This window comes from Terrabacter carboxydivorans (assembly GCF_039532035.1).
GTDB classification, from domain to species: Bacteria; Actinomycetota; Actinomycetes; order Actinomycetales; family Dermatophilaceae; genus Terrabacter; species Terrabacter carboxydivorans.
Window position 1 is genome coordinate 39,199 of sequence record NZ_BAAARE010000023.1, and the last position, 14,555, is coordinate 53,753.

14 protein-coding genes are annotated in these 14,555 nt (G+C 72.3%); 5 read left to right on the forward strand and 9 right to left on the reverse strand.

Annotated features, from left to right (window positions below; all coding sequences use genetic code 11):
• Nucleotides 1-86: 86 nt before the first annotated feature.
• The 7 genes from folE to ABD297_RS20095 form a co-directional block, all read right to left on the reverse strand.
• Nucleotides 87-659, reverse strand: a complete 573-nt coding sequence (gene folE, locus ABD297_RS20065) for a GTP cyclohydrolase I FolE (RefSeq protein ID WP_344256878.1) — start codon at nucleotides 657-659, stop codon at nucleotides 87-89.
• A gap of 3 nt (nucleotides 660-662) precedes the next feature.
• Nucleotides 663-2,786: an ATP-dependent zinc metalloprotease FtsH gene (gene ftsH / locus ABD297_RS20070; RefSeq protein ID WP_344256879.1), complete on the reverse strand. Its 2,124-nt coding sequence runs from the start codon at nucleotides 2,784-2,786 to the stop codon at nucleotides 663-665.
• Nucleotides 2,787-2,933: 147 nt separating this feature from the next.
• Nucleotides 2,934-3,761: a DUF1028 domain-containing protein gene (locus tag ABD297_RS20075; RefSeq protein ID WP_344256880.1), complete on the reverse strand. Its 828-nt coding sequence runs from the start codon at nucleotides 3,759-3,761 to the stop codon at nucleotides 2,934-2,936.
• Nucleotides 3,762-3,776: 15 nt separating this feature from the next.
• On the reverse strand, nucleotides 3,777-4,328 hold the full coding sequence (gene hpt / locus ABD297_RS20080) for a hypoxanthine phosphoribosyltransferase (RefSeq protein ID WP_344256881.1): 552 nt from the start codon (nucleotides 4,326-4,328) through the stop codon (nucleotides 3,777-3,779).
• A gap of 165 nt (nucleotides 4,329-4,493) precedes the next feature.
• Nucleotides 4,494-5,492, reverse strand: coding sequence for a tRNA lysidine(34) synthetase TilS (gene tilS / locus ABD297_RS20085; protein ID WP_344256882.1), 999 nt, complete (start codon nucleotides 5,490-5,492; stop codon nucleotides 4,494-4,496).
• Between the two features lie 21 nt (nucleotides 5,493-5,513).
• Complete coding sequence (locus tag ABD297_RS20090) at nucleotides 5,514-6,620, reverse strand: zinc-dependent metalloprotease (protein WP_344256883.1); 1,107 nt, start codon at nucleotides 6,618-6,620, stop codon at nucleotides 5,514-5,516.
• A 121-nt stretch (nucleotides 6,621-6,741) separates the two neighbouring features.
• A complete protein-coding gene (locus ABD297_RS20095; RefSeq protein WP_344256884.1) occupies nucleotides 6,742-8,352 on the reverse strand; it encodes a D-alanyl-D-alanine carboxypeptidase/D-alanyl-D-alanine-endopeptidase in 1,611 nt (536 codons plus the stop codon).
• Between the two features lie 155 nt (nucleotides 8,353-8,507).
• Between ABD297_RS20095 and ABD297_RS20100 the strand changes: the two genes are divergently transcribed.
• The gene (locus ABD297_RS20100) at nucleotides 8,508-9,026 is read left to right on the forward strand and encodes an inorganic diphosphatase (protein ID WP_020145122.1); all 519 of its coding nucleotides are present in this window, start codon (nucleotides 8,508-8,510) and stop codon (nucleotides 9,024-9,026) included.
• 202 nt (nucleotides 9,027-9,228) lie between these two features.
• On the opposite strand, the gene ABD297_RS20105 is transcribed toward ABD297_RS20100, so the two are convergent.
• Both ABD297_RS20105 and ABD297_RS20110 read right to left on the reverse strand, forming a co-directional pair.
• Entirely contained in the window at nucleotides 9,229-10,722 is a 1,494-nt protein-coding gene (locus ABD297_RS20105; RefSeq protein WP_344256885.1) for an MFS transporter, read from the reverse strand.
• Nucleotides 10,723-10,730: 8 nt separating this feature from the next.
• Complete coding sequence (locus tag ABD297_RS20110; RefSeq protein ID WP_344256886.1) at nucleotides 10,731-10,964, reverse strand: hypothetical protein; 234 nt, start codon at nucleotides 10,962-10,964, stop codon at nucleotides 10,731-10,733.
• A 231-nt stretch (nucleotides 10,965-11,195) separates the two neighbouring features.
• Here ABD297_RS20110 and ABD297_RS20115 point away from each other — a divergent pair, with 231 nt between their 5' ends.
• The 4 genes from ABD297_RS20115 to ABD297_RS20130 all read left to right on the forward strand — a co-directional run bounded on the left by ABD297_RS20115 (nucleotide 11,196) and on the right by ABD297_RS20130 (nucleotide 14,530).
• Nucleotides 11,196-11,744, forward strand: a complete 549-nt coding sequence (locus ABD297_RS20115) for a TetR/AcrR family transcriptional regulator (protein WP_344256887.1) — start codon at nucleotides 11,196-11,198, stop codon at nucleotides 11,742-11,744.
• A gap of 17 nt (nucleotides 11,745-11,761) precedes the next feature.
• Complete coding sequence (locus ABD297_RS20120) at nucleotides 11,762-12,697, forward strand: LLM class F420-dependent oxidoreductase (RefSeq protein ID WP_344256888.1); 936 nt, start codon at nucleotides 11,762-11,764, stop codon at nucleotides 12,695-12,697.
• 148 nt (nucleotides 12,698-12,845) lie between these two features.
• Complete coding sequence (locus tag ABD297_RS20125; protein ID WP_344256889.1) at nucleotides 12,846-13,307, forward strand: MarR family winged helix-turn-helix transcriptional regulator; 462 nt, start codon at nucleotides 12,846-12,848, stop codon at nucleotides 13,305-13,307.
• Nucleotides 13,304-14,530: an MFS transporter gene (locus tag ABD297_RS20130; RefSeq protein WP_344256890.1), complete on the forward strand. Its 1,227-nt coding sequence runs from the start codon at nucleotides 13,304-13,306 to the stop codon at nucleotides 14,528-14,530. Before ABD297_RS20125 ends, ABD297_RS20130 begins: the two co-directional genes overlap by 4 nt.
• Nucleotides 14,531-14,555: the final 25 nt, after the last annotated feature.

The window sequence follows — 14,555 nt, forward strand, 5'->3', positions numbered from 1 at the left end:
CGACCCGGGCCGTCCCGGCGATCCCGCTGAGCGGGCCGGGACGGCTGGGCGGGCCGCGTGGTGCTGCGTGGAGGTGGGCCCGACGGTCACTTGTTGCCCTCGAGCATCAGCGCCATGGCCTCCGCTCGAGTGGCCGGGTCGCGCAGCTGGCCGCGCACCGCCGAGGTGATGGTGCTCGCACCGGGCTTGCGGATGCCGCGCATCGACATGCACAGGTGCTCGGCCTGGACCACGACGATGACGCCCTGCACGTCGAGGTGCTCCACGAGCGCGTCGGCGATCTGGGTCGTGAGCCGCTCCTGCACCTGTGGGCGCCGGGCGAAGACCTCGACGAGCCGGGCCAGCTTGGACAGCCCGGTGACCCGGCCGTCCTTGCTCGGGATGTAGCCGACGTGCGCGACCCCGTGGAAGGGCACGAGGTGGTGCTCGCACGTGCTGTAGAGCTCGATGTCCCGCACGATGACGAGCTCCTGGTGGTCGATCTCGAACGTCGTGCCGAGCACGTCGGACGCCGTCATGTCGAGACCCGCGTAGATCTCGCTGAAGGACCGCGCCACCCGGGCGGGGGTGTCGAGCAGACCCTCGCGGTCGGGGTTCTCACCGATGGCGAGCAGCAGCTCGCGGACGGCCGCCTCGGCGCGCGGCTGGTCGATCGCCACCGGTCAGCTCTTCTCGTTGGGGTTGACGGGGCGGTCGTCCGGCACCTCGATGACCTGCTCGGCGGGGTGCTCCTCGGCGAGCGGGTGCGCGCCGGCGGACGCGGCCTCCTCGATCTTGTCCTCGAGGCGCTTGTCGGCAGGCACCGGCGGGGGCAGGTGGCCGTTCTGGCCACCGGTGCCGTTGAAGCCGTTCTGGCCGTTCTGGGCGGCGATCTCGGCCGGGGTCAGCACCGGGGGGCGGTCGCTCAGCTGGCGCGTCTGCGACGAGAGCCAGGTCGGGCGCTCAGGTGCCTTGACGACCGGCTTGAACAGCTCGGCCAGCTCGTGGACGTTGAGCGTCTCCTTCTCGAGCAGCTCGAGGACGAGGTGGTCGAGCAGGTCGCGGTTGGCGTTGAGCGCGGCATACGCCTCGTCGTGGGCCGCGTCGATGAGGGCGCGGACCTCCTCGTCGACGACGCGGGCGATCTCCTCGGAGTAGTCGCGCTGGTGGCCCATGTCGCGACCGAGGAAGACCTCGCCGGTGCTCTGGCCGAGCTTGATGGCGCCGATGCGCTCTGACATGCCGAACTCGGTGACCATCTTGCGGGCCATGCCGGTGGCCTTCTCGATGTCGTTGCTCGCGCCGGTGGTCGGCTCGTGGAAGACGATCTCCTCGGCGACGCGGCCGCCGAGGGCGTAGGCGAGCTGGTCGAGGATCTCGTTGCGGGTCGTGGAGTACTTGTCGTCGATCGGCATGACCATCGTGTAGCCGAGGGCACGGCCACGCGGCAGGATCGTCACCTTGGTCACCGGGTCGGTGTGGTTGAGCGCCGCGGCGACGAGGGCGTGACCGCCCTCGTGGTACGCCGTGATCTTGCGCTCCTTGGCCGACATGATGCGCGTGCGCTTCTGCGGGCCGGCGATGACGCGGTCGATGGCCTCGTCGAGGGCCTCGTTGTCGATGACCTTCTTGTCGCCGCGGGCCGTCAGCAGGGCGGCCTCGTTGAGGACGTTGGCGAGGTCCGCACCGGTGAAGCCGGGCGTGCGGCGCGCGACGGCGAGCAGGTCGACGTCGGCCGTGACGGGCTTGCCCTGGGCGTGGACCTCGAGGATGCGGTGGCGGCCGATCATGTCGGGAGCGTCGACGGCGATCTGGCGGTCGAAGCGGCCCGGGCGCAGCAGGGCCGGGTCGAGGATGTCGGGGCGGTTGGTCGCCGCGATGAGGATGACGTTGGTCTTGACGTCGAAGCCGTCCATCTCGACGAGCAGCTGGTTGAGCGTCTGCTCGCGCTCGTCGTGACCGCCGCCCATGCCGGCGCCGCGGTGACGACCGACGGCGTCGATCTCGTCGACGAAGACGATGGCCGGCGCGTTGGCCTTGGCCTGCTCGAAGAGGTCGCGGACGCGGCTCGCGCCGACACCGACGAACATCTCGACGAAGTCCGAGCCGGAGATCGAGTAGAACGGCACGCCGGCCTCACCCGCGACGGCACGCGCGAGCAGCGTCTTGCCGGTGCCGGGCTGGCCGTAGAGCAGCACGCCCTTGGGGATCTTGGCGCCGACGGCGAGGAACTTCGCGGGCTCCTGGAGGAACTCCTTGATCTCCTGGAGCTCCTCGATGGCCTCGTCGCAGCCGGCCACGTCGGCGAAGGTGACCTTCGGGGTGTCCTTGGTCGCGAGCTTGGCGCGGGACTTGCCGAACTGCATGACCCGGTTGCCGCCGCCCTGCATCTGGCCCATCAGGAACCAGAAGAGCGCGAGGATGACGATGATCGGCAGGATCGAGAAGAGCAGCGAGCCGAACCAGCTGGGCTGGTCGATCTGGTCGTCGACCCCCTGGGCCGGCGGCTTGTTGTTGAGCGCCTGGACCACCTGGCCGCCGCGCGCGTCGACATAGAAGGCGTAGACCGACTTGGCGTCCTTCACCGTGCCGTCGGGCGAGGTGTAGGGCGTCTTGAGGGTCAGCTCCATGCGCTCGTTGTTGAGCAGCTTGGCCGACTCGACGTTGCCGTCGGTGATCTGCTTCATCGCCGCCGACGTGTCGATCCGGGGCGGGCCGGACTCGGAGAACATCATGCCGAAGACGAGCGCGCTGATGAGGACCAAGATCCACAGCAGTGGTGTGCGCAGTATCCGCTTAGCGTCCATGTACGTGCGGGACCTGTCGGGCCCCGGTCCTCCTGCTCGTCCGGTGAGTTTGTCCACCGGCACAACGTCCGGTGGGCCACCAGTGTTCCGCATGCGCCCGACCGGTGACCAACCCGTCCGTCCAGGGTTCGCGCCGGGGCCGCGCGCTCAGCGGTCGGTGGCCGCGCGCAGGGCCTCCAGGACCCGCCGGTCGATGCCGTCGGGGCTGAGGCGCGCCTCGTAGTTGGCGTTGCCGGCCCAGTCGGCGAGGGCCGTCGCGACGTCGGGGTCGGTGAAGCCGGCACCCGCCAGCCGCTCGCGCACCTCGTCGGCGAGATCGCCCTCGAGCGCCTGCACGTCCTCGGGCCTGCCGAAGTACATCTCCCAGTCCGACAGGAGGCGTCCGAGCTCGGTCACCGGGTCGGTGTGGTCGTCGACACGGAGGTCGGCGAGCACCCCGCACGCGTCGTAGCCGGAACCCGGCTCGACGGCATACATCGCCGCGCTCTGGCGCCCGCGGGAGTCCCCGCCGGCGGCGTCACCGGCGACGAGCGCGGCGAGCAGGCGCCGGGCGAGGGGCTGCTCGGCCGTCGCGTGCCAGGCGCGCTCCATCTCCTCGACGACTTCGGGCCCGGTCAGGATGTTGCCCTGGATGGCGTATGCCGTGTCGCCGTCGTCGCGCGCGACGCCACCGGCCCAGGCGTTGCACTCCGAGCCGGTGAAGGTCGCGGCCGAGCCGAGCCCCACGACGCCGACCTGCCTGGTCTCGCGGCCCTCGTCGAGCGAGGTCGCGGCGGCGAGCGCCTCCTCGGCGCCCTCCCCCGCGGCGAGCCGGCCGAGCAGCTCCTCGAGGTAGGCGACGTGGGCGAAGGACTGGGTCGCGACGGCGCCGACGCCGAGGCGGGCGCCGGGCACGACAGCGCCGACGGCGAGGAACTTGCTCGCGACGGCGATGCCGTGGGCATCACCCTGTCGCGCGACGATCGAGAAGGTCACGGCTCTCCCCCGGGCTCAGGCGTAGACGTGCGGGGCGAGGGTGCCGACGCAGCGCAGGTTGCGGTACTTCTCGGCGTAGTCGAGGCCGTAGCCCACGACGAACTCGTTGGCGATGTCGAAGCCGACGTACTTGACCGGGATGTCGACCTTGACGACGTCGGGCTTGCGCAGCAGCGTGCAGATCTCGACCGAGGCGGGGCTGCGGGACTCGAGGTTGGACTTGATCCACGACAGGGTCAGGCCGGAGTCGATGATGTCCTCGACGATGAGCACGTGGCGACCGCTGATGTCGGTGTCGAGGTCCTTGAGGATGCGCACGACGCCGGAGCTCTTCGTGCCGGACCCGTAGGACGAGACCGCCATCCAGTCCATCGGGGCGGTGCCCGGGAGGGCACGCATGAGGTCGGCCATGACGACGACGGCACCCTTGAGGACGCCGACGAGCAGGAAGTCCTTGCCCTCGTAGTCCTTCCAGATGTCGGCGGCGAGCTCGGCGAGCCGGGCCTGGATCTGCTCCTCGGTGAGCAGGACCTTGGCCAGGTCGGCTCCCATGTGCTCGTGGTCCACGAAGGCTCCTCGATGTGTGGCGATGTGTGGCGATGTGTGGCGACGGGTGTGGCGCTGCGGGTCGCGCGGGGCGGGCTCCATTCAACCGCACCGGGCCCGGCTGGACGAACGTCCCGCACCTCTGCGGGCCCCCACCCGGGGGGGCGTATGCCGGGTGGCCGGGCCTCAGGCGTGGGCGGGCGCGCGCAGCGGGCTGAAGACGATCGCTCCACCGGTGCGGGCGACGGCGATGCCGCCCGGCACGTGCAGCGGTCCCTGCCCGTGCCACGACGTGAGCAGGGCGTCCAGCGACTCGACGTGGGCGGCACTGACGTCGGCGAGCGGCGCTCCGGCCTCGGCGGCGAGCAGCCGCCAGACCCGGGTGCGGATCGCCCGCGGGAGAGCGGCCAAGGCGTCGAGGTCGACACCGTCGCCGCCGGGTCCGTCGGGGAGGTCGGCACGCGCCCGGACTGCGAGGGTCTCGAGGTAGTCGGCGTCCTCGCGGAGCAGGTCGGCGCTGCGCGCGAGCGCCGCGCCGAAGCCCGGGCCGAGGTCGGACTCGAGCGTGGCGAGCAGCCGTCTGGCACGGACCCGGCGGAACGAGTCGTCGCTGTTGTGCGGGTCGTCCCAGGGGTGGATGTCGTAGGCCGCGCAGGCGGCGAGGGTCGTGGCCCTCGGCAGGGCGAGGAGGGGACGCACGAAACGGTCGCGGCGCACCGGCATACCGCTGAGCGACCGGGCGCCCGAGCCCCGGGACAGGCCGAGGAGGACCTGCTCGGCCTGGTCGTCCCGGGTGTGACCGATGAAGACGGTGCAGGCACCGAGGCGGTCGGCGGCGGCCACGAGCGCGGCGTAGCGGGCCGAACGGGCGTCGGCCTCGAGCCCGGCGCCGCTGGTGCGCACCTCGGCGGCCACCACCTCGACGGGGTCGAGCCCGAGCTCACGGCACAGGGCCGCGGCGTCCCGAGCCACCTCGGCGGAGCGCTCCTGGAGGCCGTGGTCGACGACGACCGCGCCGGCACGCACCCCGGCGCGGGGCGCCTCGAAGGCGAGCGCGGCGGCGAGCGCCACCGAGTCGGGACCACCCGAGCAGGCGACGAGCACGACGCCGCCCTCGGGCACGTCGGCGAGGTGCTCGCGCACCGCGAGGCGGGTGGCGGCGACGGCGGGGTCGGGACCGGGCATGTCTGAGGGACCTCGCATCGCTCAGCCGTGGACCCGGCGCACCCAGGCGTCCGGCTCGAGGATCTCGGCGGCCCGGGGCAGCGTCTCGGGCGAGGTCCAGACCGCGTTGAAGCCGTCGCGGCCGACCTGGTCGGTGACGGCCCGGACGAAGACGGCGCCGTCGCGGTACTGGCGCATCTTGGCGTCGAGGCCGAGGAGCCTGCGCAGCAGCCGGTCGACGCCGACGGAGCTGTTGCGGCGCTGGTCGAACTTGCGGCGGATCTCGTCGACGCTCGGGATGACCCGGGGCCCGACGGCGTCCATGACGACGTCGGCGTGACCCTCGAGCAGCGACATGACGGCGGTCAGTTCGGCGATCTGCGCCTTCTGCTCGGGGGTCGCGAAGAGCTGGCCGACGCCCTCGCCGGAGCTCAGCACCTGCGGCAGGTTCTTCGTCAGCTGCTCGAAGCGCTTCGAGAGGTCCTCGGGGGTGGGGGCGAGGTCGACGGCGAGGGCCTGGGTGCGCGAGACCATGTGGTCGCGCAGCCACGGCACCGCGGTGAACTGCACCCGGTGCGTCTCCTCGTGCATGGCGACCCAGCGGCGGAAGTCGGTCGGGTCGACCTCCATGCGGCGCTCGGCGGCCACGATGTTGGGGGCGACGAGCATGAGGCGCGGGACGCCGCCCGGGGCGAGGTCGTACTGCCCCAGCACCTTGCTCGACAGGAACGCGAGCAGGCCGCCCATCTCGGCGCCCGTCACCTTGCCGCCGATCGCGGCCGCGGTGGCGCTCGTGGGCGACTTCTTCGTCGCGTTGAGCTTGTCGACGACGGGGTCGAGCATCGAGCGGAACGAGTCGACGTTGGCGCTGATCCAGCCCGCCCGGTCGACGACGAGCGGGTCGGGGGCGCCGGCCGGCGCGGTGAGGGCGCTCGTCTCCGCGACGGGGGCGACGGCCGAGGCCGCGGCGGCGCGCAGGTCGGCCACGATGGCGGCCGCCTCGTCGCCGGAGACCTGGGGTCCCGGGTTGACGACGGCGCGGCCGGTGCGCTTGGCGAACTCGTAGTCGACGGACGCGGCCGGGGCACCACCACCGACTCGTTCGGGACGGGAGGCGTCCTCCGGGGTCCGGTGGGTCGTGTCGGTCATGCCAGCCCTTTCCGTGCCGTGACGAAGTCGACGTCGCGCGAGGTGCCTGGGAGGCCGGACCCTCGACTGCGAGGTCGTGAACGTCGTCACGAACCCGGTCCCCGAGAGACCTTTCGGCCCGTCAGCGGCACCCGCAGGAGGCGATCGCCGCTACCAGACGGTCCAACGCCGCCCGAGCGTCGTTGGTTCCCACTCCGGCGACCATACCCACGAAGACGAGGAGCCGACCGTCGTCGTCGACGACGCTTCCCGCGAGCGCGTTGGCGCCGGTCAGCGTGCCGGTCTTGGCGCGGGCGCGGCCGGCCGCCGCGTGGTCGGCGCCGGTGAACCGGTCGGCCAGCGTGCCCGTCAGGCCACCGATCGGCAGGCCGTCGAGGGCCCGCCGCAGCACCGGGTGCTTGCCGTCGTAGCCGAGCACGAGGACGTCCGACAGGAGCGAGGCGCGCACCCGGTTCTCGCGCGAGAGCCCGCTCGCGTCGGAGAGGGTCACCCCGGTCGTGTCGAGGCCCAGCGCGGCGACCTGCGAGACGACCCACGCGCCCACGGCGGGGAACGCGGTGCCCGCGCCGGAGCGGTAGGCGGCCTGCCGGGTGAGGATCTCGGTGAGGGCGTTGTCGCTGTCGGTCAGGGCGAGGGCGAGCTGCTCGCGCACCGGGGCCGACTGCACGCTGCCGAGGATCGAGCCCGGGCCGGTGGCCGGCGCACTCGTCGTCGCGGTGGGAGTCGCGGCGTCTGCGGGGGCCGCCGCGCCCGAGCCCGTGGAGTCGGTGGAGTCGGTCGAGGGCGTGCCGTCGGTCGAGGGGGTGGCGGTCGAACCCGTGGTGGCGGTCGGCATCGGCGAGCCGGGGACGCCGGGCGCCTTGCCCCGGGGCGCGACCGTGACGGTGACCCCGCGGCCCTCGAGCAGGCGCACGAAGGCCGTGCGCACCGCCAGGACGGGGTCGGCGGGGCCGGGGGCGCCGCCGCGGGCCCGCTGGCTCGACAGTCCGAGCATGGCGACGGCGCCGGTGATGCCCGAGCTGCGGAACGTCGAGCCCCACGTCGAGGCCGTGGTGGGCCCGTTCGCGTAGGTCTCGTCGACGTAGAGCGTGACCGAGCGGGTGCCGCGGGTGCGGAGCGAGGAGGCGACCTGGTCGGCGAGGTCGCCGAGGCCGGCACGGCCTGCCACGGCCTGGGGGTCGCCCTTGCCCGGTGCGAGCAGCGAGTCGCCGCCCGCCACGAGCACGACCTGTTCGGGGGTGTCACCCTGGCGCACCACGGTGCGCAGGGTCTCGTCGGGCGCGAAGGTCTGGCCGATCGCCGTCGCCGAGAGCAGCTTCGTCGTCGAGGCCGGGATGCGCAGCTCGTCGCCGCGCTGGTCGAGCAGCACCTCGCCGGTCTGCCCGTCGCGCACGACGAGGGCCGAGTCGCGCAGGGCCGGCAGCGACACCACGGACGCGAGGGCACGCTCGATGCCGCTCGGGGTCGCCGCGGCGGTCTCGCCCGCCAGCGACGGCAGCGGCGCCTCCACCGACGTCGGCAGCGTGGGCTGCGGCACGACCGGCAGCGTGCGCCGCCCGACGTACTCGGTCGGTGCGGGCGGCGGCAGTGGACGCAGCGTCAGCACACCGGGCGCGGCGTCGGCGACGTCGAGGACGGCATACCCCAGCAGGATCGTCACGACCGACCACACGACGGCCATCCCGTAGGTGAGGCGGGGAGCGCGTCGGCCCGGCTCGGACCCTGGCGCCATGGCACGTCACCCCCCGTCCGTCGTTCGTGCTGTTTCGCGCAAGGCCGGTCCTTGCTGACACACTGTCGCGGACGATTCTGTCAGCCGCAGGCGAGTGCTCCGGCACGCGCGCCGCACCCGAGACAGCACCCGAAGACCGTGAAGAAGGGGAAGACGTGGAGTTCGACGTCACCATCGAGATCCCGCGCGGACAGCGCAACAAGTACGAGGTCGACCACGAGACGGGTCGCATCCGCCTCGACCGCTACCTCTTCACGCCGATGGCCTACCCCGCCGACTACGGCTACATCGAGGACTCGCTCGGCGAGGACGGCGACCCCCTGGACGCGCTCGTGCTGCTGCCCGAGCCGGTCTTCCCCGGCGTCGTCGTCGAGGCCCGCCCGATCGGCGTCTTCCACATGACCGACGAGGCCGGCGGCGACGACAAGGTGCTGTGCGTGCCGGTCGACCCGCGCACCGCCGACGTCCAGGACATCTCCGACGTCAGCACGTTCACGCTCGACGAGATCCAGCACTTCTTCGAGCGCTACAAGGACCTCGAGCCCGGCAAGCACGTCGAGGGCTCCGACTGGGGCAACCGCGAGGCCGCCGAGAAGATCATCGGCGAGGCCTTCGACCGCGCCAAGGAGCAGGGCACCTCGACCGCCCGCTGGGCGATGCCGCAGGGCCACTGAGCCTGCCCCGACCCGACGCGTGCGTATGCCGCGTGCCGACCCCCGCCGCCCACCCGGGCTGCGGGGGTCGTGTCGTCACAGGCGCCGACGTCTCCGTGGGTCGTACCGAAGGAGGTCGATGGAACAGCAGATGGTGCTGCGTCCGGCGGGGTGATGACCCCACCGGACGCAGCACCATGCGCCGTTCCTTGTGGCGTCGGGGTCAGCCGACCTCGGCGGCATCCCCGGCAGCAACAGCCACGGGCTCGCGGGTGGACTCGGCCGGCGCGGCGAGCGGCTGTGCGGGCCGGGGCCGCAGCACGAGGGCCGCGACGAGCAGCGCGACGAGGGTGAAGGCCGCCGACGTGAGGAACGCCGGCTCGACGCCCGGGACGAACCGGCCCGGCACCGCCTGCGAGGCGTAGACGCTGACGATCGCTGCGAGGCCGATGGCGCCGCCGAGCTGCTGCGCGGTCTGGAGCAGGCCGGAGACCGTGCCGGCCTGGGCGCGGTCCACGCCGCCGAGCACGACCACCGTGACCGGCATGAAGACGAGCGCGGCCGAGACGCCGTTGAGCACGAGCGCTCCGAGCAGGTGCGCGGCATACGTGCTCGTCGTCGTGATGCTGCTCAGCCACACGAAGCTCGCGGTGAGTCCGAGCGTGCCCACGAGGAGCATCGGTCGGGGGCCCACCTTGGCCACGAGGCGGGCGCTGACCCGCGACGTCGCGAAGATCGCGAGGCTGAGCGGGAGGAACGCGGCGCCGGTGGCGACCGGGCTGAAGCCGAGGACGAGCTGGAGGTACTGCGTCACGAGGAAGAACGTCGAGAACTGCGCTCCGACGACCAGAGCCATGAGCACGAGCGCGCCACCACGGGTGCGGTTGCGCACGAGGGCGAGCGGAAGCAGCGGCGCGGGGACCCGGCTCTCGGTGCGCACGAACAGCGCGATGAGGGCCACGCCGACGACGAACGACGCCAGCGTCAGCGGAGCGGTCCAGCCACGGTCGGCGGCGCTGATGAAGCCGTGCACGACGGCGACCGAGCCGAGCGTCGCGGTGACCGCACCCACGACGTCGAAGCGTCCACGGATGCGCGGCGTCTCGGTGACGAAACGGCGGGCCAGCACGAGCACGACGGCGCCGATCGGGACGTTGACGAAGAGGGTCCAGTGCCAGCTGACGAAGTCGGTCAGGGCGCCACCGAGCAGCAGGCCGATGGAGGCGCCGGCGGACGACACCGCGGTGAAGAGGGCGAGTCCGCGGTTGCGGGCCGCCTCGTTCGGGGCGCTCGTCGTCACGAGGGCGAGGACGCTCGGCGCGGCGAGCGCGGCACCGACACCCTGGAGGGTGCGGGAGGCGATGAGCCACGTCGGGGACGTCGCGAGACCGCCGAGCAGGCTCGCGACGGTGAAGATCGCCAGGCCGATCTCGAAGCTGCGCAGGCGCCCCAGGACGTCACCGAGCCGGCCGCCGAGGAGCAGGAGACCGCCGAAGGCGAGGGTGTAGGCGTTGAGCACCCACGACAGGCCGGCCGGCGTGAACCCGAGGTCGGTCTGGATGTGCGGGAGCGCGACGTTCACGACGGTGGCGTCGAGCACGAGCATGAGCTGGGCGACGAGGACGACGCCGAGGCCGATGGCTCCGCGACGTGCGGCGCGCTCGGACCCGGCGGGTTGCCGTGGGTCGGTGGTGGTGCGGGTGGTGGTGGTCGACATCTCAGACCTCAGGATTCGTGGTGCTGGGACCGGTGGTCCGCGGACGGGGTGCGCGAGCTCTCGACGGTGAGCGGGTCGCGGGTCATGGGGGTGAAGGCGGCGGCTCGGGTGCGCGGGGCACCGGAGCCGCTGGCGGCACCGGTCTGCTCACGGCGCTGGACGAGCGGGGCGCGGTGCGTGGTGGCCAGGTGCGAGCGGTGGACGCGGAGTGCCTGTCGGGTGGGTCGGATCGTGGTGGTCATGGGTGCCGGACTCCTCTGTGACGACGGTCGGCGCTACGATTAGCGGAGAACCACTCCGGTTCTGCCTGACCCACAATACGGAGACACTCTCCGTTTTAGCAAGGGAGATTTCTCGTGACGCCTGCCGTAGCCGGCAAGGCGACGCTCGATCCGTCGCCGGAATCTGTTGCCGCCCAAGGGGAATCGGCCAACGGACCCGCCCCGGACAATGCCCCGAAATCCCCTCGCCCGATGCGGGCCGACGCCAAGCGCAACTACGACAAGATCCTCGCGACGGCACGGATCGTCTTCACCGAGCGCGGCACGGACTCCTCCCTCGACGAGATCGCCAAGCGCGCCGGAGTCGGCCCGGGCACGCTCTACCGCCACTTCCCCACCCGCGAGGCCCTCGTCGACGCGCTGATGCAGGACTGGACCGACCGCGTGGCCGCCGACGCCGACGCCGCCATCGCCACCGGCCTGCCCGCACGCCAGATGCTGCTCGACTGGTTCGAGCACTTCATCGACCACATCACCCTGCACCGCGGCGCGGCGAGCAAGATCTGCGCCGCCATGGACGACCCCGCCTCGCCGATGTACCGCAAGTGCCGCGTCATGAGCGAGGCCAACGCCCGCGTCATCGACCACCTCGACGCCGACGGCGACCTCCGCCCCGGCATCGACGCCGCCAACGTCATGCGGCTCGTCAGCGGGGTCGCGAGCGTCGCCGACACGAGCCGCACCGAGCTCGACGTGCGGCCCATGCTCGAAGTCGTCGTCGACGGGATTGTTCACGACTGACCGGTGGTTGCACCGGCATGACCGTCGACCTGCGCATCTTCACCGAGCCCCAACAGGGCGCCACCTACGACGACCTGCTCGCCGTCGCGCGAGCCACCGAGGACCTCGGCTTCAGCGGCTTCTTCCGCTCCGACCACTACCTGGCCATGGGTGGGGACGGCGGCGCCGGACCGACCGACGCCTGGACGACCCTCGCCGGCCTCGCCCGTGAGACCTCGACGATCCGGCTCGGCACGCTCGTCACGTCGGCCACCTTCCGCCTACCCGGGCCGCTCGCGGTCCAGGTCGCCGGCGTCGACCAGATGGGTGGTGGACGCGTCGAGCTGGGACTCGGCGCGGGCTGGTTCGAGGCCGAGCACACGGCATACGGCATCCCCTTCCCGCCGCTCGGCGAGCGCTTCGACCGGCTCGAGGAGCAGCTGGCCGTCATCACGGGACTGTGGGGCACCGAACCGGGAGCGACGTTCAGCCACAAGGGAACCCATTACCCCATCGCGGACTCCCCCGGTCTCGTCAGGCCGACCCAGCCGGGCGGCGTGCCGATCATCATCGGTGGCGGCGGCAAGCGCCGCACGCCGGCCCTCGCCGCGCGATATGCCGCCGAGTTCAACGCCCCGTTCATGCCGGCCACCGATGCCGGCCGGCTCTTCGAACGGGTCCGCGACGTCGCGACGGAGGCCGGACGGGACCCGGCCTCGCTCACCTGCTCGGCCGCCCAGGTCGTCTGCATCGGGCGCGACGAGGCCACCCTGCGACGACGCGCCGACGCCATCGGGCGCGACCTCGACGAGCTGCGCGCCAACGGCCTGGCCGGCTCACCCGACGAGGTCGTGGACAAGCTCGCGGCGTTCGAGGCCGCGGGAGCCGAGCGGCTCTACCTGCAGGTCCTCGACCTCACGGACCTCGACCACCTGGCCGACATCGCGGACGGCGTGCTGCACCAGCTCGTCTGAGCCGCCACCCCCGGCCGACGACCCGGACGGAGCGCACCCTCGACGACGCGCTCCGTCCGGGTCGAGCGAGCACCCTGCCCCACCAACCAGAGAACGCCACCACCCTCTCGACTTGATATGCATAGGTTATCTATGTAAATTGGAGCGAGTGACCGAACCGACCACCCTGGGCAACGACCTGCTGCGCTCGGCCGCGCGACTCTCGCGCTGGGCCAGCCGGCACGCGTCGTTCGACGTGCCCTTCGCGCAGGCCCGGCTGCTCGCCCTCCTCGACGAGCTCGGACCCTCGCGCGTCAGCACCCTCGCGGCCGCCGATCACAGCAGCCAGCCGACGATCACCACCCAGCTGCAGCGCCTCGAGGCGTCCGGCTGGGTCGACCGCGCGTCAGACCCCGACGACGCGCGCGCCACCGTGATCTCCCTCAGCGCCGAGGGCCACGCCGCACTCGAGAGCGTGCGCCGCGCCCGACTGGCCGTCCTGTCCCCTGCTCTCGACCAGCTCGACGGACCCGCACTCGACCGGGTCCGGGTCGCCATCGACGTCATGAACGAGCTGCTCGCCGCGGCGGCGGACGCCCCTGTCCCCCACCCCACCCGAAAGGACGGATGACCACCACCATGTGGCGCCAACCCAAGACCGTCTGGTCGATCGCCTTCGCCTGCGTGATCTCCTTCATGGGCATCGGCCTCGTCGACCCCATCCTCAAGCCGATCGCCGACGAGCTCGGCGCCGGCCCCTCGCAGGTCTCGCTCCTGTTCACCAGCTACCTCGCCGTCATGGGCATCGCGATGCTCGGGACCGGGTGGGTCAGCAGCCGCGTCGGCGCCAAGCGCACCCTCCTGCTCGGGCTCGCGCTGATCATCGTCGGCGCCGCCCTCGCCGGCAGCCAGGACTCCGTCGGCGGCATCGTCTCCTTCCGCGCCCTCTGGGGCCTCGGCAACGCCCTCTTCATCGCGACCGCCCTCGCGACCATCGTCAACGCCGCGTCCGGCTCGGTGAAGCAGGCCATCATCCTCTACGAGGCCGCGCTCGGCGTCGGCATCGCGACCGGCCCGCTGCTCGGCGGCTGGCTCGGCGGCATCTCGTGGCGCTGGCCGTTCTACGGCGTCGCCGTCCTCATGGCGATCGCCTTCATCGCGACCGTCGCCACCCTGCCCAAGACCCCGCCGGCCGACACGCCGACCTCGCTCGCCGCGCCGCTGCGTGCCCTGGGCCACCGCGGCCTGCTCACCGTCGGCGTCACGGCGCTGCTCTACAACTTCGGCTTCTTCACCCTGCTGGCCTTCACGCCGTTCCCGCTCGCCATGGGCGCGCACCAGATCGGCTTCATCTTCTTCGGCTGGGGCCTGCTGCTGGCGATCACGTCGGTCTTCGTGGCCCCGATGATCCAGCGCCGTTTCGGCACGATGGCCGGCATCGTCGGCGCCCTGCTCGGCTTCGCCGTCATCCTCGCCGTCATGGCCGCCCAGACGGAGAACAAGACCGTCCTGGTCGTCGGCACGATCCTCGCCGGCGCCTTCCTGGGCGTGAACAACACGCTGATCACCGAGACCGTCATGAAGGTCGCCCCGGTCGAGCGCGGAGTCGCTTCTGCCGCCTACTCGTTCGTCCGCTTCAGCGGTGGCGCCATCGCGCCGTGGCTGGCCGGCAACCTCGGCGAGAAGTCGATCCACCTGCCGTTCTGGGTGGGCTCCGGTGCCGTCGTGCTCGGCGTGCTCGTGCTGCTCACGGCGCGCCACATCATCAGCGCGCTCGACGAGGCCCCGGGCCACGGCGCCGAGGCCGTCACCTCGCGCACCGAGGCCGAGGCACTCACGGTAGGCGACGCCTGACCGGCCGCTCCCCACTCCGGTCGAA